Source organism: Leifsonia sp. AK011, assembly GCF_013410945.1.
In the GTDB taxonomy this organism is placed as follows: Bacteria; Actinomycetota; Actinomycetes; order Actinomycetales; family Microbacteriaceae; genus Rhodoglobus.
The window spans coordinates 2552797-2577336 of sequence record NZ_JACCCH010000001.1; the positions used below are offsets into that span (position 1 = coordinate 2552797).

At 66.1% G+C, this 24540-nt stretch carries 15 protein-coding genes, 1 tRNA gene and 1 pseudogene; 2 read left to right on the plus strand and 15 right to left on the minus strand.

Features of this window, described 5'->3' with window-relative positions:
• Positions 1-40 precede the first annotated feature (40 nt).
• From HDC94_RS12500 to HDC94_RS12555, 12 genes and pseudogenes are all read right to left on the minus strand, one after another.
• On the minus strand, positions 41-4507 hold the full coding sequence (locus HDC94_RS12500) for an FtsK/SpoIIIE domain-containing protein (RefSeq protein WP_179498048.1): 4467 nt from the start codon (positions 4505-4507) through the stop codon (positions 41-43).
• Between the two features lie 7 nt (positions 4508-4514).
• Entirely contained in the window at positions 4515-6872 is a 2358-nt protein-coding gene (locus HDC94_RS12505) for a transglutaminase domain-containing protein (protein ID WP_179498049.1), read from the minus strand.
• On the minus strand, positions 6869-8158 hold the full coding sequence (locus HDC94_RS12510) for a DUF58 domain-containing protein (protein WP_179498051.1): 1290 nt from the start codon (positions 8156-8158) through the stop codon (positions 6869-6871). Before HDC94_RS12510 ends, HDC94_RS12505 begins: the two co-directional genes overlap by 4 nt.
• Before the next feature lie 3 nt (positions 8159-8161).
• Positions 8162-9130 carry a MoxR family ATPase gene (locus HDC94_RS12515; RefSeq protein ID WP_179498053.1) on the minus strand — a complete coding sequence of 323 codons (969 nt, stop codon included), beginning with the start codon at positions 9128-9130 and terminating at the stop codon, positions 8162-8164.
• Between the two features lie 34 nt (positions 9131-9164).
• Positions 9165-14705 (minus strand): Ig-like domain-containing protein, encoded by a 5541-nt coding sequence (locus HDC94_RS12520; RefSeq protein ID WP_179498054.1) that lies wholly within the window; start codon positions 14703-14705, stop codon positions 9165-9167.
• Positions 14706-14814: 109 nt separating this feature from the next.
• Positions 14815-15546 carry a hypothetical protein gene (locus HDC94_RS12525; RefSeq protein ID WP_179498056.1) on the minus strand — a complete coding sequence of 244 codons (732 nt, stop codon included), beginning with the start codon at positions 15544-15546 and terminating at the stop codon, positions 14815-14817.
• Positions 15543-17165, minus strand: coding sequence for a serine/threonine-protein kinase (locus HDC94_RS12530; RefSeq protein ID WP_179498057.1), 1623 nt, complete (start codon positions 17163-17165; stop codon positions 15543-15545). The genes HDC94_RS12525 and HDC94_RS12530 overlap by 4 nt, the downstream gene beginning before the upstream one ends.
• Positions 17162-18331 (minus strand): FHA domain-containing protein, encoded by a 1170-nt coding sequence (locus HDC94_RS12535; RefSeq protein ID WP_179498059.1) that lies wholly within the window; start codon positions 18329-18331, stop codon positions 17162-17164. The genes HDC94_RS12530 and HDC94_RS12535 overlap by 4 nt, the downstream gene beginning before the upstream one ends.
• A gap of 2 nt (positions 18332-18333) precedes the next feature.
• On the minus strand, positions 18334-19221 hold the full coding sequence (locus HDC94_RS12540) for a PP2C family serine/threonine-protein phosphatase (protein WP_179498062.1): 888 nt from the start codon (positions 19219-19221) through the stop codon (positions 18334-18336).
• 156 nt (positions 19222-19377) lie between these two features.
• On the minus strand, positions 19378-20409 hold the full coding sequence (locus HDC94_RS12545) for a TerC family protein (protein ID WP_179498064.1): 1032 nt from the start codon (positions 20407-20409) through the stop codon (positions 19378-19380).
• Between the two features lie 161 nt (positions 20410-20570).
• Entirely contained in the window at positions 20571-21671 is a 1101-nt protein-coding gene (locus HDC94_RS12550; RefSeq protein ID WP_179498066.1) for an acyltransferase, read from the minus strand.
• 146 nt (positions 21672-21817) lie between these two features.
• A pseudogene (locus HDC94_RS12555) lies at positions 21818-21946 on the minus strand (TerC family protein); the annotation flags it as partial.
• Between the two features lie 67 nt (positions 21947-22013).
• Between HDC94_RS12555 and HDC94_RS12560 the strand changes: the two are divergent.
• Positions 22014-22280, plus strand: coding sequence for a 2TM domain-containing protein (locus HDC94_RS12560; protein ID WP_179498068.1), 267 nt, complete (start codon positions 22014-22016; stop codon positions 22278-22280).
• Here the strand turns inward: HDC94_RS12560 and HDC94_RS12565 are convergent.
• A complete protein-coding gene (locus HDC94_RS12565) occupies positions 22267-22902 on the minus strand; it encodes a DUF2461 domain-containing protein (RefSeq protein WP_179498070.1) in 636 nt (211 codons plus the stop codon). The genes HDC94_RS12560 and HDC94_RS12565 overlap by 14 nt on opposite strands.
• 88 nt (positions 22903-22990) lie before the next feature.
• A tRNA-Glu gene (locus HDC94_RS12570) sits at positions 22991-23066 on the minus strand.
• 77 nt (positions 23067-23143) lie between these two features.
• Between HDC94_RS12570 and HDC94_RS12575 the strand changes: the two genes are divergently transcribed.
• Positions 23144-23611 carry a hypothetical protein gene (locus HDC94_RS12575; protein ID WP_179498072.1) on the plus strand — a complete coding sequence of 156 codons (468 nt, stop codon included), beginning with the start codon at positions 23144-23146 and terminating at the stop codon, positions 23609-23611.
• Positions 23612-23614: 3 nt separating this feature from the next.
• Here HDC94_RS12575 and HDC94_RS12580 read toward each other — a convergent pair whose 3' ends face one another.
• A complete protein-coding gene (locus HDC94_RS12580; RefSeq protein ID WP_179498074.1) occupies positions 23615-24535 on the minus strand; it encodes a diacylglycerol kinase family protein in 921 nt (306 codons plus the stop codon).
• Positions 24536-24540 lie beyond the last annotated feature (5 nt).

The following is a 24540-nucleotide window of genomic DNA, read 5'->3' on the forward strand; positions in this document are numbered from 1 at the left end:
TTTTCCTCTGTCGATGGGGAGCACTCCCCATCGAATTCGACTACCCTTCAGCGAGGGGCAGCTGGACGCGAAGAGCCTTGCCCCGCGCGACGAAGAATCCCCTGCCTGGCGGGAAGTCGGAGCGTGACACTCGCGGGAACGCGGTCCGCAGCACCATGTCGCCCTCCATGGTCTCCGGTTGCAGCAACAGGCCCGTTCTCGCCGCTTTGACCTCCGCGAGGAGTGGCCACGACGAGTTCCACGCGGCGGTCTCTGCTTCGGCGATGAGGAAGTGATTCGACCTCTTGACAGCCTTGATCAGCTCGACGAGAGCGCTGTCCGCGGCGGAGGAGAGGAAATCCCCGATCCCCTCGACGACGATGACGATGCGCGGCTCGTCGGCGGCGTCTGCCACCCGGGCAGACAGGGTGCGCGCGAGTTCGTTGACTTCATCGAGGGTGCGCGCGACCGTGGTCCAGCCCGCCGCCGCCCCCAGCTCGGACCGGGGATTGCCCAGGTAGTACGCCTCAGTGCTGCCCGCACGGCCCGCACTCTCGACCATCCATCTCAGGGCATTCGACCGACCACTGGCAGGCGGGCCGCCAAGGAGGAACACACCGACCGGATCGAAACTGACGGGCCCGAGATCAAGATCCGAGATGCCCAGAACGGGCTTTCCGCCGAACGAAGCGGGCAGGCTCGATGCCGCGAACTCCTTGGGCAGGGAGCCGACCGCCGGCGCGGGCGCACGGCCGGTTCGAGCGATGGCTTCACCGAGCGCGGCCGTGGCCGTGGACTGGTCAACGGTGTTCGGGCTGCCACCGACGATGGCGATCTGGGTTTCGAGGCCGTCGATGACCGCACGGCCGGGAGGTGACGTGCTGTCGAGCACGTCTTTCGGCGCATCGAGGATCGCGTAGCTCGTGTCATCCGCCATGCGAAGCACGACGCGCTTCTGGATCGCTGAGCTCACCGACGTCGAGATGCTCCCTGGCCGGTCGGCAGTGATGGCGACGTGGATGCCGACCTGGCGCCCCTCGGTGAGCAGGTCGAGGAAGACCGCGTACCAGGGGGACGTGGCGCTGGTGGCCTCGAAATCCGTTCTGAAGGCGGGGAAGCCGTCCACGAGCAGGAGGATGCGCGGCTCCTCCGGCTTGCCCGCGAGCGCCCGGTATTCCGTAATCGTCGACGCGTTGACGGCCGCGTAGCGCTCGGACCTGCTCGAGAGCTCGTCGCGGAGGGTGCGCAGCAGACGGATGACTCGCTCGGTGTCATCGGCCGGGATCACCGCACCGACGTGCGGCAGACTCTCGAGCATCCTCAGTCCGTTGCCGGCGAAGTCGAGAGCGTACACATTCACGGGCCCGCCGCGCGGAGTGATGCCGGCCACCGACGCGAGGGTGCGCATGGTGACGGTCTTGCCGGACCCTCCCGTGCCGTAGACAGCCAGATGACCGTCGGTGTCCGGGCGGAACACCACGACATCCTGGCGCTGTTCCTCGGGGATGTCGCTGACGCCGAGAACCAGTTCGGTGTCGGTGCGCTGGCGCAACTTGGTGACGTCGAAGGCAGAGGCGAGCTCGTCGAGCCACGGTCGCCGCGGCAGGGGGATCTTTGCGGCGTTCGCGGCCGCGATAAGGGTCTTGACCAGGCGCGTCTGGTCGGTGGGCCCCTGGTCGGTCGGGGCATCCGTCTTCGTCCCCTCCGATGACTCGAACGCGATCTCGACGCCGAACCGCAGTGCGGCTACCTCGATCGAGGGCGCAACCGGCTCGTCGGTGGTCCAGCCACCCGCATACGCGGACTGGAACGATGTCAGACGCCCCGGACCGGTCTTCGCGATGGCCCTGCCCGGGATGCCGGGGTCGAAGCCTGCCGCGACCTTGTCGCCCACGACATCCATCGAGTCCGACTCATCGGCCATGCGCAGCGCAATGCGCAGGTTGGTGTTGGCACGCAGGTTGTCCTTGATGACACCAGCCGGCCGTTGGGTGGCCATGATGAGGTGGATGCCCAGCGAGCGTCCACGCTGGGCGATGTCCACGACGCCGTCAACGAACTCCGGTACCTCTTTGGCGAGAGCGGCGAACTCGTCAATCACGAGCACGAGTGCTGGCGGCGCTTCGGGGTCGCCGGTCTTCTCGAACTCGATGAGGTCCTTGACCTTCTTACGGTTGAAGAGATGCTCACGGTAGCGAAGCTCGGCCTTGAGCGAGGTGAGCGCTCGGCGCACGAGGTGCGGAGAGAGGTCGGTCACGAGGCCGACGCAGTGCGGGAGGTTCACGCAATCGGCGAACGCCGACCCGCCCTTGTAGTCCACGAAGAGAAAGGTGACGCGGTCGGGGCTCGACTCCGCCGCCATTCCCAGGACCCAGGCTTGGAGGAACTCGCTCTTGCCCGCACCGGTCGTGCCGCCGACGAGGGCGTGCGGGCCCTGGCTCCGGAGATCGAGATGCATGGCATCCACACCGGACTGCCCGACGATCGCACGAAGGCGACCAGCGCGCCGCGGAGCCGGAATGCCCGAGCGCACGTGAATGGAATCGTTCTGGGTCCACCGTTCGACGGCAACCTGCGGGTCATCGGCGAGGTCACTGCCGACGAGCGAGAGCATCGACACCGTGCGCGGCAGGTCGCTCGAGTCCACGAGCACGGCACCAGCATCAAACACCGGCGCGAGGCGACGGCCGAAGGCGAGCGCCTCCGCGCGAGTGACATGATCGGCGACGACGGACACCCTCTGCGACCCGAGCCGCACGAAGCCGACCTCGGTCGACTCGGGCCCCTCGGTCGTCACGAACGTGCGTGCGACGGCAGGCAGATTCTCGACCTTCGACGACACCCAGAGGGGGAAGATGCCGACATCGGCCGCGGCTTCGGCCATCTGCACGAGCCGCGCCTTGTCGACGGGCGCGTCGTCGGAGATGATCACGAGAATCGCGGGAGTGGGTGTGGGCGGCGGCTCGGTCGCTGCCCCCTTCTCCCCCGCGCTGGCGCCCGCCACGATCGCGGAAGTCTTGAGCGAGGCCGCCCCGCGCTTCTCCGACTTGGCCCTCGCCGTGCGGCTGGCCACGATCTCCTCGAGCGCCGAGAGGAGCGCTGCACCCGTGGCCGAGCTGTTGGCGAGATGCGTGCCCGTGATGGGGCTCTGCACCGATCCGGTGTGGGGCAACCACTTGAGCCACTCGAACTCGGGCGTCCAGGCCGGGCTGACGATCGACGCGATAACGAGTTCTGCCGGGGAGTGCAGGCCGGTCGCCTGAACGATGAGCCCGCGTGCAAGGTCTGCCGCGACATCCTGGCGTCCGACGACCCCAAGGGCACCGGCGAAGTACAGGTTCTCGACGACAGGAACCTCGTCGATCTCCTCGTAGCTCTCGACGAGCTCGCGCAGCCGCACGAGATACTCGGGCAGGGCCGACTCCTCGCCGCTGATGGTCACGGAATTGCGGGAGGGCAGGATGCCACGGCCGAGGTTCAGCGAAAGAAACTGCCAGTGCTCAGGCCGCCGGGTCCACAGCAGCGGGCCGAGGCGCATCGCGTCGTCGTAGACCTCCCTCGTCGACGGGGTCTCCGCCTGACGAACCGTGCGCTCACGGTCGCGCTCGCGAGCGAGGGTCTCGGAGAGGTCGTCGAACCGCGTGTCGAACTTCTCGCCGTCGAGCTTCTTCTTGCGCTTCTTGGTAGCGCGCTGTGCGAGGAAGTTGCCCGCCACGAGAAGCGGGGACATCGCGATGAAGATGAGAGAGGTGAGCTGGCCCGTCACCATGAACATCACGGGGCCGAGAATCAGCGGTGCAGCGAGAACGAGCCACGGGAAGGGCGCCTTGTCCTCCTCGCTCGGCAGGAGGGGCGCGACGAACTTCTCGCCCGGGTAGCGGGCGTCGACACGGGGCGAGCGGTTGAAGGCCACAGGCCCGTCATTGACGAGCACGGACGGCGCCTCGGTCGGGGCGATGTCCGCGCGCAGAACGGTGTCTCCCACGCGCACGGTCGCCCCGTTGTCGAGGTCGACGCGCGTGACGAGGCCACCATCGACCTCGAGCCCGTTGGCGGAATTCAGGTCGACGAATCGCACAGCCTGGCTGAACACGTCGAGGCGGGCGTGACGCTTGGAGACGAGCGGGTCGGTGAGCGTGACATCCGACAGCGACGCGTCGCGTCCGAGGTAACGCGTGCCGAGAGGCAGCGCGAAACTCGCACCGGTGTCGGGGCCCTCGATCACGGTGAGGACGGCGACGTTGTCGAGCTTCGCGGGTGCGGTGGATCCCGGCGGTACCACGGCGACCGTTGCGCCCGACCCCACCGCGGCCTCCCCCAGAGCGACCTCGGGCTCGAGAACGGCGTGCGCCGAGCCGACGGGATCGACAATGCGAAGGGTTGCTGCAGTGGCGGGCTGGGGGGAACTCTGGGATCCGATGGTCGAAAGAACGGATGCGACCTCGCCAACAGTCGCGGCTGCATCCGTGGTGATGACGACGTCGGTGTCCGGCCCCGAGGGTCGCTGCAGAGTGAGTTTGAGTTTCATGGGCCCCTTACCTGCCTGCCCGCGGAGAGCCGAGTCGAGCGACCCACTCCCGCGCTGAACGGATGCGGAATCGACTGACGAGCCTCCGCCAGCCCGAGAGCGTGGATTTCGCCACAGCCACTGCGGCGAGAGCCTCGGTCCAGACCTGTTCGGCCGTGGATTCATCGACGGGGTGACCGGAGAAGACCGCCTCATCCGTCGTCGCTGCGAGACTGCGAAGGCGGGGCAGCTCCTCGACATGCAACTGCTGCTCGAGCTGGGCGGCGACAAGGGGCCTGGTCAGGCGTTGCGGGACGGTGAATCCGAGCTCCGAGTACTGGTCGGTGAGCTCCTCCCACGCACCCGCCACCTGGTCATGGCCCTCCGGCGCCCCGCGCCGACGGCGCGAGCGACGGGCCTTGATCGCTCCGATGATGAGCAGCGGGATGAAGAACAGGGCTGCAGGAATGAGCACACTGAGCGCGAGCACGTACACCCAGCCGGGGATGATGAACTCCAGCCCGTTGTCGTCGTCCTCGGTCTCCTCGAGTTCCACCGGGGAGAGCAGCTTCTCGTCGTCGTTGTCGGCGCGCGGCGGCTGTCGCACCTGCGGCTGTGGCTCGCTCTGCGGCTTCGGCACCTGGTCTTGAGGGATGTCTGTCTCGTCCGGAGTCGGGTTGAAGGCGACCCACCCCACGCCCTCGAAAGCCACCTCGACCCACGCGGTCACGTCGTCGCCCGTCACGTCGACCGATGCCTGACCTTCCGCGATGTCCGGAGCGAAACCCATCACGACTCGAGCGGGATAGCCGAGACTGCGCGCCATGAGCGCGAACGCCGACGCGTACTGCTCCTGGTCGCCCACCATCTGGTTGCGCTCAAAGAGCTCCGTGATGCGGTCGGCACCATGGCCGGCGCGAGAGGGCACGGCGTCGGACGCGCGCCCGTGACTCAGGAAGCCCGTGTCGACGAGTGCAACACGAATCGCCTCGAGTTGCGCAATGGGGCTCTCGGATGACCCGGCGAACTCCTGCGCGCGCACCGTGACGATGTCGGGCGACCCCTCGATGGGCGGCAGCTCGACCGGTGCGATCTCCGCATCCCGCAGGTCCTCGGGAGTGAGCACCTCCTGGGCCTCCGCGTCGATCGTGTAGCGGTCCCCTGCCGTGAGGCCGGTGGTGAGTACCGCAGTGCCCGTGAGTGCGTTGTAGCGGAGGCTGTCGGTCTGGCTCGCTGCCGCGCCATCCGTGAAGTCGAGATCGGTCGCGTATCCGACCGAGGGGATCCATACGTCGTCGTAGTCGGCGATCGTGAACGTGATGTTGTCGCGCTCGGTGGGGGTGATGAACGCGGGTGCTGGCAAATCGCGGCCCACGAGAGCAAACGATCCGGATCCGTCGGCGCTCGACTCCGGCCCGGTGACATTCCAGAGCTTGCCGGTGAAGCTGTCGAGGGTTGCGACGCGGATGACGTCGCCCACCTGAAGACCCTCGACGGTGAACAGCACGTCGTCGGTGACCTGCTTCGTGTAATGACGGAAGCCGGAGAGAGGGCTCGGGTAGTCGAGCGGATCGAAGGGCGGATCGATCTCTTCGCGCAGGACGAAGCGCTGGTCGTTCGCTGGCGCGGCCCAGAATCCGGCAGCACCCCCGAGAAGCACCGCCCCCGCCACTATCGCGGCGGTACCAGCGAGCTTGCGGCGACGGAGCCGCGCAGCGCCCTCCTGCGCAACGGAGAGTCCCTGCCGACGCCACCCGAGCCAGACGAGGGCGAGCACGCCGAAGACGATCCCTCTCATGCCCGCCTGATAGGGCTCGTCGGTGCCGATCAGGATCCCCGCGAGGTACAGCGCGACGGGCGCGATGAGCGCGACACCGAAGCGCCACGCGGTGCGGGGTCGGGCCGAGAGCCATCGTGTGGCGAGGGTCGTGGACACCAGCGCGACAATCCACGCGGCGAAATACGGCACGACGGCGATGTACTGTGGCGCACCGATCGGCGTGCTCAGTGTGACGATGTCCGCCCAGCCGTAGACCGTGCCGATCGCGATACTGGCGAGCGACTGGAGGCTCGGGAACACCACGAAGACGGCCTGCGCAGGCACCGCGAGGGGCGTACCGATGAGGAAGTACAGCACGATCGCGCCGAGCGCCGTCGTGATGGCTCCGAGCCGGAATACCGAGGCGAGGATGCCCGTCGCCGCGCCGAGCACGAGCCCTCCAAGACCGGCGACAAGAAAGCCGTAACCGCCGAACGACGGCTCGAATCCGATAACGCCGAGGAGCGCGAGCACGAGGAGCACGGCGATGTCCGCCCACGTGCGACCGGAGGGCAGTCGTAGCCCCTGCCCCGTGTCCCGCAGCGTCTCGGCCTGGCGTTCGCTCACTGCTGGAGCCCCCTCACGAGACTCGGCAGGTCCTCCAGGGAACCCACGGTGATGACGGTGAGGCCGGCGATCGAACCGAGCTTCGCCTGTGCTCCGAGCTCGACGTGGAACGCGACCTTGCTGGTGTCCTGGCCGAAGAGCGATTGCACGCTGCGGTAGTCCTGCGTCGACATCCTGGACCCGCCGACGATCATCACGACGGAGGGGTTCGCGAGACGCTTGGTCCGCTCCCTCGCGAATGCCCGCACGCTCGGGAAGATTCGTCCTACCGGGTCGACCCGACAGGATGCGTCGAGCATCGAGGTCACCGTGGGGGTCTTCCAGACCCCGCTCTCGCTCACGATGTTCATCTGCGTTCCGTCGCGGATGACCTGGGCCGCGATCGAGGCGGTCACCGAGATCGCCAGCTCGAACTCCTCGTCGGAGGCGTAGAGGTCATCTCGCGTGGCATGGATGATGGTCAGCTGCGACCGGCGGGTCTCCTCGAACTGGCGCACCATGAGCTGGCCGATGCGGGCGGACGTGCGCCAGTGAACGTTGCGGCGATCATCCCCGGGAACGTAGGGCCGCAGGGCGTGGAAGGCGATGTCGTTGTTGGTGATCTTCTTCGAGACCTGGCCCTCGAGGTCCCGAACGAGGCCGGCCGCAGAGGGGGCGAGGCGAACCGTCCGGGGATGCACGAACAGGTCGACTGGGTCTGCCCACTTCAGCGCCCTCCGAAGCATGCCGATCTGGTCACCCCTGACCGACTCCGCCGGGCCGGCGACGATGACCGCTCGCTTGTTCGTGGGGACGGCGAAGAGCTCCTCCTGCTCGTCCTTGGGCTTCATCGCGGGGAGTTGGAACTCGGCGATGCCAGCCCCCACCGGGAGTTCCATCCGCGTGGGGGGTAGCGCCCGCTGCCCGACGTTGGTCACGACCATCCGGCCCATGGCACGGTCGCCAACGACCACTCTTCGGGGGTTGAGCTCGATGTCGACACCGTAGGAGGCACGGCCGAACAGGAACACGGTGCCGAGCACGAAGGCCGCCAACAGCACGGTGCCGAGGTAGGTGAACTCCTGCCATCCGAATGCGAAACTCAAGCCGAGGGAGACCGCGGCGACAACAAGCACGAGCCACCCGACCGGAGTGACGACCGCAAGGATCGGACCGAGGATGCGCCAGACCGCCCTGACCACGGGGCCAACGAGCCCCCACACCACGCGACCGGCGCGCGCGACACTGCGCCCCGCGGCCGCAAGGGGCGCGGGCAGGGAGGTCGTGCGGTTGGTCGCGGTGGTCATGGACTACGCGGCGCGGTAGGCGGGAGGCTCGATGTCCACCAGGATGCGCTGGATCACATCGTTCGCCTTGACGCCGGCGAACTCCGACTCCGGGTCGAGCAGTAGACGATGGCCGAGAACGTACGGTGCGAGCTCGCGCACATCATCGGGAGTCGCATAGGTGCGCCCCATGGTGATGGCCCACGTCTTGATCGCCCGGGCCAGTGCCATGGCGCCGCGCATGCTCACGCCGAGCATGACGTCCTTGTTTCTCCGAGTCGCGTCGACGATGTCGCTCAGGTATTGCATGACTGACTCGTCGACGAAGACCTCGGCCGCGAGGTCGGCCATGGCGACGATCGACTCGGACTTGATGATGGGAGACACGAGGGATGCACGGGCACGCGTGCCCGAATCCATCAGGAGCGCCACGGCGGTCTTGGTGTCGGGGTATCCGAGCGACGTCTTGATGAGGAACCGGTCGAGCTGGGCCTCCGGCAGCTTGTAGGTACCAGCCTGCTCGACGGGGTTCTGTGTCGCGATGACGAGGAAGGGCGCGCCGACGGAGTGGCTCTCGCCATCGACGGTGACGATGCCCTCCTCCATCACCTCGAGCAACGCGCTCTGCGTCTTGGGGCTGGCCCGGTTGATCTCGTCGGCCAGCACCACCGAGGCGAAGATCGGGCCGGGGTGGAACTGGAACTTGCCCTTGCCCTGGTCGTAGATCTGCACGCCCGTGACATCCGACGGTAGGAGGTCCGGCGTGAACTGGATGCGAGAGTTGGTGCCGTCGATCGTGTTGGCGAGGGCCTTGGCGAGCACGGTCTTGCCGGTGCCTGGGTAGTCCTCGAGAAGCACGTGGCCGTCAGAGATGAGTGCGGTTAGCACGAGACGGATGACGTGATCCTTGCCCACGATCGCCTTGTCGATGTTGGCGACCAGCTTCTGGAACGCGTCAGCGAACCACGTTGCCTGCTCCTGAGTTACTGGCATGCTCTCTCTTCCTTATCGAGTGTTGACTCGCGCATCAGCATTCACCCACGATTCCGAGGGGCTGGTTGGTGTCGCCGACCTTGATGAACATTCCGCCACCGTTGTTGACGCTGCTCAGGTAGAACCACCACACGCCGTTACGCACACCGCGGCACGCGGCCTGGATGGGATCACCGGCGTTCAGCGTGCCCGAACAGCTGTCGGTGTAGTTGTAGAAGTTCGTCGAATTGAGCAGGCACGCCCCGTTGACGGACACCGTCGCGTTGCTCGGGGGCGGAGGCGTCGGTTGGATCGTCACGGTGGAACCCGGACTCGAACCGCCGGGGCCCGCCTTGTTCGTTCCGCGCACCTCGAGCGTGTAGTTGCCCGCTGGTCGATTACTCCAGGTGTAGGAGGTTACGGAGCCGACGTTGGTCCACCCGCCGCCGTTGAGTCGCACGTCGTAGGAGAGGTTCGCCGAACCGCCGGGGTTGGCCGTGACCGCACTCCAGGTCCACGTGATACTGCTGCCAGCGTAGGGACCGGAGGCGTTTGCCGCAGTGATCGTGGGAGTATCCGGAGGGCTCTGGGCCGTGATGACCCCGGCATTCGAGGTGCCGTCGCCGCTCGATTTGCCGCCCGAGTTCACGGCCCGCACCGACACCGTGTAGCTGCCTCCGCCGAGGTTACCGATCGGGCCCGTGCTGGTGCCGTTCGTTGTGCCGGTCACACCGTTGGATGCCGTCCAGTAGTAGGTGGTCTCGCCGCCCGTACCCGCGACCGCCGGCCAGGAGGCCTGGATTTCTCCCCCCGGTGCCCACGGATCGGTGACGGACACCGACGGGACCGGAGCGTTGGGCGTGCCGTACGGGGTGATCTGGTCGCTCGGCACGGACCACTGGCCGGCCCCGTTCGCATTGATCGCGCGCACCTGGAACGTGTACGCGGTGCCGTTGGTCAGGCCACCGATCGTGCAGGCCTGGCCCGCCGTGCATCCCGACGTGACCGCATTGGTCTGCACGGTGCGCACGTCGTAGCTCGAGATGTCCTTGCCGTTCGACGCCGGGGCGGAGAATCGGATCGTCGCACTCTGGTCGTCGCCGATGGCCGATCCGCCCTCGCGATCGGGTTTGGATGCCGCATCCGGAACGTCCGTCACGGTGAAGCGAACGAGGCCGTTCACCCGCCGGTCCGGATCCTTCGTGGCGTCCTCGATCGTGTAGGTGATCTCGATGACGAAGTAGGGCGGACTCGAGGCCGGCGTGATCTTGATCGCGTTGTCGGTGAACGAGACGGAGCCGACATTGCCGGCGCTCGTGATCGTCGCATCCACGATCCGAAGCGGCTCGCCGCTCGTCTGGTAAGGGTTGGAATCGTTGGCCAGCGGGTTCACAGTGAAGGCGCTCACCGGGCGTGCGGACTCGAGTTCGTCGGTGACAGCAACAGGCAGCGGACGCGTCGAGCCGACCGCCGTCACATTGATCGTTCCCGGGACAGTGAAACTACCCCAGCGGAGGGTGACTGCGACAGTGAAGGTGGTGCCCTTGGGTGTGGTGCGCGGCAGGCTCAGCGACAGCTGGGATCCGCTGAGGTTCGCCGACAGATCCGAACTCGATGGGCGGATGTCGGAATAGCCGACCTCCTGGAGGATCTGCGGGTTCGGGTGGGCGGTGGAACTCCTCAGGTCGATCGTTGTGGTCTCGCCGATCTCGACCTGCACGTTCGGTGTCGTGAACTCCGGAGGCGTGTCTTTGAACTCCGGATCGCCGACGATGATGGGCAGCGTGAGCGAGGCGGTGTTGCCCTTCGGGTCGTCGGCCGAGTCGCCATCCGACACCGTGAAGTTGATGGCAGCCGGACCCCGGTAGTCGAGCGCAGGCGTGAACGTGATGGTGTCCTCATCGACGTAGCTCGAGGCTCCGTTGCCCTGCACGCCGCTCACCGAACTCTTGTCGTAGATGCTGGCGTCACGCCCTGATGGCACGTCGAGGATGTCCTCGAGGTTCCACTCCTTCGTCTCGTTCATCGCCACGTACTGGACAGGAAGATCGGGATCGATCTGCGGAGGATCATCGAACGTATCGCTCACCGCAGCAGGAACGAGGATGAACGCCATCGCGCTCAGCTCGTCTTCTGTATTGGTGACCCGGTAGGCAATCGCCTGGCGCGTCGCGCCCGGGGTCACCTCGATCCTGCCGTTCTGCTCGAGAACCTCCGCTGCCCCCGCGTTCGGACCCTCGGCGGTGAGTACCAGGTCCTCGGTCTTGCCCCCGGGGTTGAAGGCGAATCCGTCGAAGACGTCGACAGTGATGGATTTCTCTCCCGCGATGTCCTTGCGGGCGATCGCGAGGTCGTCAGCCGAGGGCGGCAGGAGCGGCGCATCCGGCGTGACCTGCACGAGCACATAACCAATCGAGGAGCCACCGCGATTGTTCGTGAGCTCGTACCGCAGCGAGAACGACTGCTCGTCGGCCGGGGCGGTGAGCACCAGGTAGCGCTCCTTCACGACTTCGGCCTCGATACCGTCCGGCACATCGAGGAGCTCAGGTGAGACCTTGATGGGAGCACCCTGCGGGTCCGAGTCATTCGCCATCAGGTCGACCTGGGCGATGCGGTCGGGGCGAACGGAGACACTGTCGGGCACCGCGGTGGGTGGCTGCAGCTCGTCTGGCTCGGGGATGACCGCGATCTTGATGGTGGACTGCCCGGTGGCGCCGAAGGCGTCGTAGACCTGGTAGCTGAACGTGTCGGTTCCGGCACCGGCGGTGGATGCCTCGTAGATGAAGTAATCGGTACCCTGCTCGGCGATCGAGCCGAGCGACGGGTTGGTGGGGAACTTGAGGAGCTGGGTCGAGTCGCCGTCGGGGTCGATGCCCTGCAGCGGAATGTCGACGCGGATCGAGCCGCCAGCGAGAACGCGACCGACGAGCGGCTCGGGCGCGGGATCCTGGTTCGCGTCCTCGTCGAGCGGGGTCACCGTGAAAGTCACCGTGGCCGCGGCGGTCTCCCCGAACGAATCGAGGACGCGGTAGTCGGCGTGGTACTCCCCCGGCGTCGTGGGGGCCTGGAACCGGAGCTCGTCGCGCGAGATGAAAGCGAGACCATCCTCGGGCTCAGTGATGAGCTCGTCATCGAGGAACATCGTGGTGCTGTCCGGGTGGAAATCGTTGTCGAGCACGTCGATCGTGGCGATGTCACCCACCCGCACGGTCGCCGTGTCATTCGCCGCGACGGGCGGCTGGTGACGCGTCAGCGCTGGAACGGGTACGACCGTCACTCCCGCTGTTGCAGTCGCGACGCCATCCGAGATCGTGTAGGTGAAGTTCACCTGTTCAGTGAGCGCCGAGGTCGATGTGATGCGCACGAGGGTCGACTCGAGGAGTTCGACCACGAGGCCCTTCGCTGCGGCCTCGGCTGGCACATCGATCGACTGGACGGCAAGGATCTTGCCCGTCGGGCTGACGTCGTTCGACAGCACCGACACCGTCACGGGCTCATCGCTGCGCAGATACGCCGTGTCTTTGACCGCGACCGGCGGCGGGTTCGTGTTCTCCGGCCTCTCGAGAACGTCGACTCTCACGATCCCCACGCTCGTGTTCGCTCCGGCCTGCAGCGTGTATTTCATGTAGTAGACGCCGGGTGCATCCGCGGTGAACGTGATGATCTCGCGGTCGGTACTGAACGATGCGGCGGCACCAGCGGCCGGATCATCCATGCCCACGAGGAGGAGTTGCGCGCCAGAGGGAGAGAGGTCGTTGGCGAGCGGCTTGATCACTACCGACTCGTTGACGAACACGGTCTCGAAGTCCGGGGTGCCCACGGGATTGAGGGAGCCAGCGGGCTCGACCTGCACCTTGAGGGTACCGACGGCGGGTGCTCCCGTGCCGTCGGTGACCTGGAACTGCACTTCCTTCTCGCCCAGCTCCGAGGTCTGGTGAGTGAACGTGATGAAGCCATCGGGGGTGAACCGAACGAGGTCACCCGACTTCGGCGAAGCCCCGACCAGGTAGAGGTCGTCGCCATCCGGGTCGCGCCAATCGGTGAGCACGTTGTAATTGATCGTCTGGTTCGCCTCGACGCTCACACCGGGATTGCGCACGGAGTACGGCTGTTCGTTGACCCCGTCGGGAACGACCCTCGCGGAGACATTCGCCGACGCGGTACCCCCGCGTCCGTCGTCGACGGTGTAGTTGAAAGCGATCGTGCCCACGAATCCCTCGGCCGGAGTGAACTGGAGAGCGCGCGACCCATCGATCGGGTCGAGTCGTCCGGTGGACTCCGAAATCGCGTCGTAGTTCGAGATGACGAGGACATCCCCGTCGGGGTCCGAATCGTTGTCGAGCACGGAGAGCACGGTCGTGCGGCCGGGCCGGATACCGAACTGGTCGTCCTGGGCGGTCGGGGGCCGGTTGGTGTCCGTGCGCTCGGCGAGGGTGTCCTCGAAGGACTGGATGGATGACTCCTCCTCGCCGACCTCCTCGGATTCCTCCTCCTCCGGCGGAATCACGTCGTCCCAGTTGTCGACGAGCCGCATGTTTTCGTTCATGAGCCACGAGTTGCCGTTGGTCAGGTCGTTGAGCGCGATAACCGTGCGGTTGACGCGGAACTCGAGCACGCCACCCTCGGTCGGCTCCTCGATGTCGAGTGCAACGGGGTCCTGCCCCTCGCACGACAGGAGGTACTTCTGGGCGCTCGCCCAGGCGCCATGCGCGCATCCCTCCTGGTTGACGGGAGCAGCGACGCCATCCGCGCTCGTGGCGTCGCTGTCGAACTCCGCGGAGATGACCTCGGTCGCGCCAGAAGCGAGAGAGACCCTGACCAGCGAATCCGCGGTCGCTACGATCACTGAAGGGGAGTCCGGACCGGTCTGCTGGAGGCGAAGGCCCTGCTCCTCACCGAGGCCGTAGGCAGCACCGCCCTGGGTGATGATCTCGTTCGTCGACTGGTCGAAGACGACGGCGGTCTCCCCCACGGCGGCGAGCTGGAACTCACCCACGGCGGGGAAGTCCTTCTGCTCGGGCACGCTCGCGAGGTCGGCGATGCGGTACAGCTTCTTGTCCCGCTGCGAGACCGCGATGACGGCCCCCTCGCGCGTGACCACGGCGTGGGCATCCGGGCCCAGCTCGATGAGCGGAGGGTTCGACACGTAGTTGAAGACGAGGTCACCCACCGACGGGATGGCCCACAGGTTGCCATCGGGATCGACGATGGCAATCGTGTCGCCGCCGTAGGTCACCTCGGATCCGACGGGAACGTCGATTGCGGACGTGACCTCGGTTGACGCCGGGTTGACCGACTCGACTCGGCCAGCGTCGGGGTCGATGAGGAACAGGGTGTCGCCGTCCTGCCGAACATCGAAGTTGGCGCTTGAGGCGATGACCGAGCCGTTCAACTCGTCGATCTGGCGGTTGAGTCGCCCGCCGAGCAACTGCTCACCGTTGGTGACCCAGACATCACGCGAGGTGAGGTCGACATCCGAGACGGGGAACCCGGGATGAAGGGCGGCAACGGTGAGCGGCACGCCGACGATGACCGCGATCACGAGTGCAGATGCGGTCGTCTTGCGAGTTTTGACCCATCCGGTCAGCGCATTCACTCAAGTGCTCCCGCGTTGGTGTTCCCGATCCCACGCTCATCGAGTGGTGGGGATTCGTCAAAATCTTATACGCGGATGCTTTTACGCTAGTCCGTCGCGATGGGGAGGACTACCCATCCTCGGCGGCTGTCGCGAGCTCCGCCCGGTGTTCGGAATCGTTGCGATCGAGCAGGTAGAGATCATCCTTGCTCACGAGGCGGGTGGCCACCGCGTACTCCACGAGGCGTTGTCGGCGATTCGTGGCGAGGTTGGACTTGCCGCCGCGCAGACCCTGAACACCCGTCTTGTCGAGCTTGTCGCAGACGTTGTCGAGCTTGCGATTGAACGTCGTCATCGACCAGTGAAGGCGCGCTGCTGCATCCGTGGAGCTGGGGATCTCGCCGCGACCGGGCGAATCCTGTCGAAGAACGTTCTCGGCGAGTGAGACGATCAGCAGGCGCTGGGTCGTCGTGAGCGCGACCGGTGAGATCGTCGTTTCTCCGCCGCCCACCCCTGCCGCTGCCGCCGTGGAGTAGTAGTCGTTGTCGGAGTGGATCGTGAATTCGTAGGTCGTCGAGCCGGCACTGAACAGCACCTGCATCTGCGGGAAGACGATCGGCAGGCGAGCACCGGGCGCAAGCCACGCCTGCACCTGGCCGCTCGAATCGGTCACGGTGGCAGACAGCAGCGTTCCCACGTTCGCGAGCCACCACATCCCGAAGTCCTCGTAGATCCGCAGGAACCGGCGATGCAAGTACGGGTTGTCGTCGATGACCAGGTCGGACTCGCGCCCGATGTGGAAATCGTTGGGCGAGGCGATGTCGTACCACTCGCCGCAGAACTCGATCTTCAACGGGTTCATGCCGGGTAGCACTCCTCAAGGGGGTTAGCGGAGGTCTTGCCGGCCCGCAGGATGCTCACCTCGACACACAGCGTTGAACCCTCCGCATAATCGGTGACCTGGAACGAGGTCCCCTCCGCACGGTGCAGGGGCTCCCCCTCCGTTCGGTTGCTCACGCGCCACACGACGACATCGCCGTCGACCGGATCGGGGTTATCGACGGTGAAGGTCAGCGTCGCACCGTCGGCCGTGGCACCCACGAGAGTCGGCGTCGGAACGCTCTCGATCACGACGGGTGCCTGACTGGCGCCAGCGGTCTCGGAGACGGGGGCCGTCGGTCCTCCCATCACGACGATGCTTACGATCACGGCAACGGCGATGACTGCGGCGACGGCTGCAATCACCCAGCCGACGACCTTGGAACGACCGGATGGCTGCGGCTCGGTGGCCTGCTCATCCGGCGCCGGAGAGCCGATGATGCGGGGACGAACAACGGTTTCGCCGATGGGCTCGCTGGCCGCTGGGTCGACGGGCGGCGTGTGCTGCGGCTGGGCCACGATGCTCGGCGCCTCGCGCAGGAGGGTGGCGTCGTCCGTGGAAGGCGGCGGAGGTGGGGTTGGCACTGCGGGCTGGGCGTTGATGGTCGCAACACCCCGGGCGCGGGTCTCGTCTGCGTCATCCGGGCCACCCGACTTCTCGGGAGCGTCGACCAGAAGGTTGGGTACCTCGATGGAGGTCGGGGTGTAGCCGAGTTCCATCTCGACCCGCTGCAGTGCACGGGCGAAGTCGACAGCAGTGGCGAACCGGTCGGCTGGGTCAGACGACATGCCCTTCTGCAGTACAGCAAGCAGGGAACGCGGTACGTCGTCGCGCGACATGGGCGTGATCGCCCCGCGCTCGATTCGGCCAATCAGATCGAGGGTCCCGTTCGACCGGCCGCGCACTTCGAAGGGCGACTGGCCGGCGAGGATCGTGTAGATCGTGGCGGCGAGCGAGAACACGTCGGAACGGACGTCGGGGCTGGGGTCGTCCTCGAACATCTCTGGCGGCGACCACGGCACCGACATACCGATGGACGGGCTCGTGCCGCTCGATGCGGTGTCGGCAAGGGCATCCGCAAGGGTCGTCGTGTGCGAGGCCAGCGCGTCGTCGTCGACCGCGGAGGAGATCCCGAAGTCGGTCAGCGCTGGCCAGCCGTAGTCGTTGCTGAGGACGTTGGCCGGCTTGATATCGCGATGAAGGATGCCAGCGCCGTGCGCCGTCGCGACCGCACTCGACAGCCGGACCCCCGTGCGAAGGGCATCGGCCACACCGAACGCCTCACGCTTGTAGCGCTCGGCGAGGCTCGGCCCCGAGCAATACTCCATGACGAAGTACGGCCGGTCGTCGCTGGCAACGTCGGCCTGGTAGATCGTCACGATGTACGGATGCGCGGAGAGCTGGGCCATGAGGTTGGCCTCGGCAACGAACGCCGCCCGATTCGCCGCAGTCAGCTCCTCGGTCAGGAGTACCTTGACGGCGACTCGACGCTTGGGCAGTGCCTGGTCGTAGAGGAACACATCGGAGAAGCCACCCGACCCGAGGAGCTTGACGAAGCTGTACCCGGGCAGGTCGGGAGGGGTGGACGCCGAGCGCCTCACTGGTCTTCCTCGACCGTCAGCGTGATTCCGCCGCCAAGGTCGACGACCGTTCCGACGAGCACGGACGTCGGCTCGCCGGCTCGGAGTGTCTGGGGTTCTTTGCCGGGCAGCACGATGACCGTTCCGTTCTTGGAGTGGAGGTCGGTCACGACGACAGTGTCACCCTCGAGGGTGAACTGGGCGTGATTGCGCGAGATGTCCTGGTCGATGCTGCCGAGCGCGAGCAGTCGCGGGAGCGCACCGCCGGAGACCTTGCTCACGCTGGGGCTCCTGCCGACGAGGATCGGCTCGCTGAGCGGCTCGCGCGCGCCGGTGGTGGAGACGAGGAGCACGAGCTTCGGCGCTGGCGGCGCGACGGACTCGGCGGGGCGCGCCTTGCGCGCACGCCGCAGACCCGCGATGTCCGAGGTGAGCACCGTTTCACCGTCGTGGTCACCCGCGAGGGGCTCGTCGTCCGCCGCTGCGTCCTCCTCGGGAGCAGACACCGCGGCCTCGGCCACCGAGCGGAACACCGTCTCGCCGAACAGGTAGTCGTAGCCGCCCTCCTGGGGCTCCAGCACCTCGGGCTCGGACTCCGGTGCGACAACGATCGTGGCTTCGACATCGACCGGTGACTCGGTCGGGGCGGGCGGGGTACTGGCGGGCGTCGCGCTGGGAGGCGTTGCAGTCGCTGCGGCGGTGACCGGCGCGGCAAGCTTGCTGCCGCCCAGTGGAGCGGACTGGGGTTGCAGTGTGACCCGTGCGCCCGCGAGCAGCACGGCGCCCTCGACGAGCGGGAGGTAGCCGGATGTCGCAGCCACAGCACCGGGGACGGTCAACTCGATGGCGCTGACCGCCGCGATGGTCCGTTCGACCCAGGTCGAGACGCCAGCGCCGGAGAGCTCCGTCTGGCCCGTGGCATCCGTTACCAGGAGGGTGCTCTGCCCGCGAACGATCACGCGGGCATCCGCTCCCGGCTGCCATTCGAGCAGCGCGAACTCTGGCGTCTGTGCGAGGCCGTTGGAGGTGAGCAGGTCGAGAAGTGCCTGGAGCGCGCTGTCGTCGGCGATGGCTGCCCAGGCCCCAGCCACGAATGAGTCGTCGGCAGTGGCGACGAGTAGCGCACGGGCCCCGCGGAACAACCCGAGCCACCCACCGGAGACGGCGGGAAGCGTTTCGTACGGCATGACTACCCTCTCGGCCTGGTGTCTTCGAGTACCCCGGGCAGATTACCTCGTTCGTGCGTGTCGTCGCCGATGTCGCCCCCAACCACGCCCGTCAACTCGCACTCGATGAGCACGACGGTGATGTTGTCCGATCCGCCAGCCGCGACGGCTGCGCGCACCAGGCGCTCCGCGAGGGTCAGTGGGAGATTGTCGCTCTCGCGCAGCTGTTCGGCGTCGTGGAAGACGATGATGCGAGCGATCTCGTCATCGCTCAGCTCCTTAGTGAGGCCATCCGAACACAGGAGGAAGGTCTGCCTGGCTCTCGCCGGGAGGATCCAGATGTCCGGGTCGACGACGGTATCGGCTCCCAACGCGCGAGTAACCACATTGCGGTGCGGGTGGTGCTCGGCATCCGCCCGGGAGAGTTCTCCCAGATCGATCAATTCCTGCACCGCGGAGTGGTCGACCGTGACCTGCGTGAGCGTACGGCCGTCCCACGAGTAGGTGCGGGAGTCGCCGACGTTGAAGGCCATCCAGTGATAGTTGTCACTGCTCCCGATATCGACGAGCGCGACACCGGTGAGCGTTGTACCGGAGATGACGGCAACCTGTGCGTTGTCGGTGAGGGCGAGAACTGCGTCGTTGGCTCGGGCGATTGTGGCGAGCACCTCCCGGGCGGATGCCGGTGCCGTCATGTCGATGGAGTCCGCGAACGCGGCGATCGCCGCCTGGCTGGCACGGTCACCGTAGGCATGACCGCCCATCCCGTCGGCGACGACAAAAACCGGTGGCGACGCGATGAAACTGTCCTCGTTGACCCGGCGCACGGAGCCGCGATCGCTATAGCCCTCGAACCGGAAGCTCGCGGTGATGCCGTGAGCAGCGAAATCGCGCCTGCCTTCGATCGACATTCGTGCCTCCCAGGGGTGTCGACGCCTCCCAGTAAGCGTCAACGGCGCGGGACGAGCCCCCGCTTCGTCCACGGTAGCAAGCCGCCCCGGAATCGCAGCGTGCCGACCATGGGGAGTCCTCCCCATGGTCGGCACGCATGAGCGGTCTGAAGCGCGTTACTCCGCGCCCGGCCCGGGAATGCTGTGCTCCTTGACCTCGTCGCGAAGGGAGCGGTTGGAGTCCACCTTGATCTTGATGAGGCTCGCCACCACTGCGACAGCCATTGCCGCGAGGATGACGATGAGAGAGGTCCACGTGGAGATCTCGGGCGCCCACTCGACGTGCTGTCCACCGTTGATGAAGGGCAGCTCGTTCTCGTGGAGGGCGTGGAAGAACAGCTTCACACCGATGAAACCGAGGATGAAAGCGATGCCGTAGTGGAGGTACTCGAGCTTCTCAATGAGGTCCCCGAGAAGGAAGTACAGCTGGCGCAGACCCATGAGCGCGAAGACGTTGGCCGTGAACACGATGAACGGGTCCTGCGTGATACCGAAGATCGCGGGAATCGAATCGAGCGCGAACACAAGGTCGGTGAGGCCGAGGGCCACGAACACGATGAGGATCGGCGTGAAGACCTTCTTGCCGTCGATGACGGTGCGGATCTTCGCGCCGTCGAACTCGTCGGTGATCGCCACACGCTTGCGGAGGAAGCGGATGATGCCGTTCTCCTGCTGCTCCATGGCGTCGTGGTTGTCGAACACCTGGCGCACCGCCGTGTAGAGCAGGAAGGCACCGAAGATGTAGAAGATCCAGGAGAAGTTCTCGATGAGCTGAGCTCCGAGAAGGATGAAGATACCGCGCAGCACGAGGGCGATGATGATGCCCACCATGAGCACTTCCTGCTGGTACTTTCTCGGCACCTGGAACCGAGCCATGATGATGACGAAGACGAACAGGTTGTCGATCGACAACGAGTACTCGGTCACCCAGCCCGCGATGAACTCCGCGGCGTGATCAACGGAGCCCTGCCAGAACATCAGGCCGGCGAAGATGAGCGCCAGCACGACGTAGAAGGTCACCCAGAGCGCGGACTCCCGCGTCGAGGGGATGTGCGGCCTCTTGAACGCGAGCGTCAGGTCGGCCGCCAGGATGAGCAGGAGGACGACGAAAGAGGTGATTTCGAACCAGACGGGCAGTGCGGCTTCCATGGAGATCCATTCGCGATGAGGGCAGGACGATAACCGAAAGTCTCTCCCCCGCGCAGACGCGCGTCACCTCCCGGGACCGCAACGCTGGGGTCCGTACTGACGGGATGGTGGAGTGGGATACTCCCCTTCGCCCCGCAAGCCTACCGTGCGCCGAGTCGAGGTCAGGTCTCCCGGAACACCTTCGCGCGCCAGCGACGCGAAAGACCCATGACCGGGCGTTCGATGAGTCGGTAACTGAGATAGCCAGCCACGAGCACGACCGCGAACGTCACAAGCCACCACGCGATGATCGCGGGGATGTTGGTGGCGAACGGACCGGCAATTGCCGCCCAGATCCTGCCCATCGCCACAAGCACAAGCACGTGGCTCAGGTACAGCGAGTACGACATGTCGCCGAGCACCGTGAAGCGCCCGAGGAATCCGATGCTCGCCCGGTTCTCCCACGCCGTGAAGGCGAGCAGCAGCAGTGCGAATCCCAGGCCGAGGGTGAGGGGGCGGTGCAGACCCGGGCCAGCCGTGAGATCAGAGACTGTCGCCTCGCCGAAGAACACGATGATTGCCAGACCCGCGACCGCGGTGATGGCCGCCGCCACGAGGTTGACCTTTCGGAACACCAGCGCGGCCACCCCGCCGAAGATGAACTCGATCGCCATGGCGTTGGCGGGCACCTCGACGAACGGGCTCGCGGAGATGGGCCCGTTCCAGTTCACGATGACGAGCACGACGAACCAGACCGCGAGCGCCGCCGGCAGCACCTTCTCGGGAAGGAAGAGCAGCACGGCGAACACGATGTAGAACCAGAGCTCGATGGTGAGGGTCCAGGCGACAAGCAGGATCGGCAGTAGATCTGAGGGCAACAGGAAGAACGAGGCGACGAGATCGACCTGATTGCCCTGCGATGCGTTGATCCACGTTGGCGCGAGGATCAACACGGGGAGAAGCAGAAGGAAGTAGAACCAGTAGGTCGGGTAGATGCGGAAGAAACGGTTCCAGAGGAACTTGCCCACCTCGCGGGGCTTGCCGTGGCGACCACGGGTGGTGAGCACCATCACGAAACCGCTGATGACGAAGAACAGGTCGACGCCAGCCATACCGCCGTTGAAGAATCCGGGCAGTACGGAGATATTCGAGAAGTACCTCGGTTGGCTGTCGAGCGCGTGGAACGCCACAACCGAGAGCGCAGCGAAGCCGCGAGCAACCTGGATCGACTGGAGCTGTTTCTTACCGGGGATCAGCTTCGGATCGAGTGTTGCTGAACTCACCGGTAGCGCTCCTTCTTCGCGGCCCGAGAACGGCAGCCGACGCCTTGCGTCGCAAGGGCGACAATCTGCACGATGATACCTCCCCGACCGGGGGCAACCCGGTCGGCACCCCACAGGCGGATGAACGCGATGCGGATCTTCGCGAACACCTGGCGCACCGCCGTGCAGAGCAGGAACGCACCGAAGATGTAGAAGATCCAGGAGAAGTTCTCAATGAGCTGAGCTCCGAGAAGGATGAAGATACCGCGAAGCACGAGCGCGATGATGATGCCCATATTGCCGGGTTAGTGGAGTGGAATACTCCCCTTCGCACGATAGCTCTAGCGCGATACGCTACGAATCATGGACGACGCAGAACTTCGGTCGATCGCGGCCAAGCGACTCAAAGCACGAGCGAACTTCTACAACTACCTGTGGGTCTGGCTCGCCGTCTCGGCGCTCGTCACGCTCATCTGGTTTCTGAGCGGCATGGGCTACTTCTGGCCCGGCTGGGTGATCGGCGGAATGGGTATAGCCGCGATCTTCCAGGCGATCGACGTCTTCGGCAAACACGGGGTCATCACGGATGCCGCGATCGACGCCGAGGTGCGCAAGCTCAAGGGCGAATAGCGGCAGCCAGCCAGTCGTTCCAGGCACTCACGACGCGCCAGTCGGCGCTGATCGTGTCGAGGGCCTCGGGACGGAGCATCCAGTCCTCCTGCGGGTACCGCCGGGAGATCGCGAGCCGGGTAAGCCGCAGTAGTTCGATGCGCGGATGATCCGTCCGGTAGCCGCGCGGGGCGGTCGCGACTTTCCCCTCTGTCGTGAGGGCGAAACCGGCAGCCTCGGCCCGGGCGACCGCCGCCGTGACATCCTCTGAACTGCGCGACTCATCGACGAGCTCACGGAATCGGGCGAGCTGCTCGCGGGATGGCTGGTAGAGACCACCACCGAGCACGAGCCCGTGCTGCGAGAACTGCAGGTACAGGGCGGGCTCGGACAAACTGGTGGACACCATGCCGAGGTGGTCCTTGTACGGGCGTTTGTCGGCGCTGAAACGCACATCCTTGTAGGGACGGAAGATCTTGAGCGGCCCGAACTCCGGCTCGAGCTCTGCCGCGAGCGCCTCAGCCGGCGCGCGGACATGGTCGTCGTAGCGCGTCTTGTTGGCGAGCCACCACTCGCGTGTGTTGTCGCGCTCGAGCTCGTCGTAGAACGCGAAACCGTCAGGGTCGAAGCCGTCGAACTGCATGAGGCGAGGGTAGCGCTCACGGCAGGGACGGCTCGAAACACCGCCCGGAACAGCACAAAACCCCCGGAGAACCGGGGGTTTTTCGCTATGGTGACCCCAGCGGGATTCGAACCCGCGTTACCGCCGTGAGAGGGCGGCGTACTAGGCCTCTATACGATGGGGCCGTCACGACAACTACACGAGTATGCCACACGGATCGAAGGCACACCAAAACACGCAGCTCACCGACCAGGGGGACCCGATGACTCGCCGCCGCACTTCCGTTCTCGTTGCACTGCTGTCAGCAAGCACAGCCCTGCTCCTCGCGGGGTGCTCGCTGCTCGGTCCGACCCGCGGCGCGGACGGCACGTTCTCGGAACCCACGGAGATCAATTCGGCGGACCTTCTCCTCGACGACTGCTTCACGTTCGTCGACGGCACGAACCTCTCCAAATCCACCGTCGTTCCATGCGACGAGGCCCACGAGTTCCGGGTGATCGGGCAGGGAACCCTGGATGCTGCAGCCATCGATACCGCGGGTGGCAAGCAGAACGCCGTCAACGCGTCGTGCGACGAACCGTTCGCGGTCTTCAAGGAGACGCTCGCCGACGGCGTGAAAGCCGAGCAGCAGTTCATCTCGACGACGTTCGAGGAAGACGGCGTGGAACTCACGAAGTACTCGTGCCTGGCGACGGACACCGCCACGACGATCGAGGCCGCAACTCAGTAGGGGTCAGGCCCCCAGCATCCTGAGCGATTTCGGGTCCACGGTCACGGTGACGGGCAAACGGGCGATGCGCTCCCCGTCGGCGTAGGCGACCGCTGTCGGCGAATCCAGCGTGATGGCCTTCGCGCGATCGATCGAGACGCGCGGATCGGACACGTGCGTGCCCTTGAACACGCGCGGGAAAATGCGTAGGAATGCCAGGCGCGACAACGGCCGGACGACCATGACGTCGAGCAGGCCATCGTCGACGAGGGCGTCGGGCGTGACCTTCATCCCGCCTCCGAGTGAGACGTTGTTGCCGATCGATACGAGTAGGGCATCGACGTCCGTCATCGAGCCGTCCAGGCCCAGCCGGTAGGCGATCGGCTTGAGGCCAGCCAACTCCAGCACGAGAGCGAGGATGTACCGGCTCGCGCCCTTGGGGTGCTGCATCCGATTCGCCCGCTCGTTGACAGTCGCATCGAACCCCGCGGAGAGGACGCACGCGAACCACCGGGTCGCCGGCTCCCCCGTCTCGTCGTCGATGTACTCGATGCGACCCGTGTCGATGACGCGCGCAGGCCGCGCGAGTGCGGCGATGAGCGCCTCGATCGACTCCTCCGTGTTCTCGTGCGGGATGCCGAGTCCCCTCGCCATGTCGTTGCCCGTGCCCGACGGAACGATGCCCAGTGGCACCTTGGTGCCGACCACGAGATTGGTGCCGAGGTTGACCATGCCGTCACCGCCGACGACGATGAGCGCGTCGGGCCTGGTGGCCACGGCACGTCGACCCGCCTCGAGGAGCTGATCGAAGTCCGGCTCCTGGAGGCTCGTCACGTCGTGCCCGAGAGCGCGGAGCGTCTGGACGACCGCCGGGCCGACATCCCGCCCCTTGCCGAACGAGGCTGTCGGATTGATGGCAACCACGAGGCGTAACGGCGGCGTCATCCGCC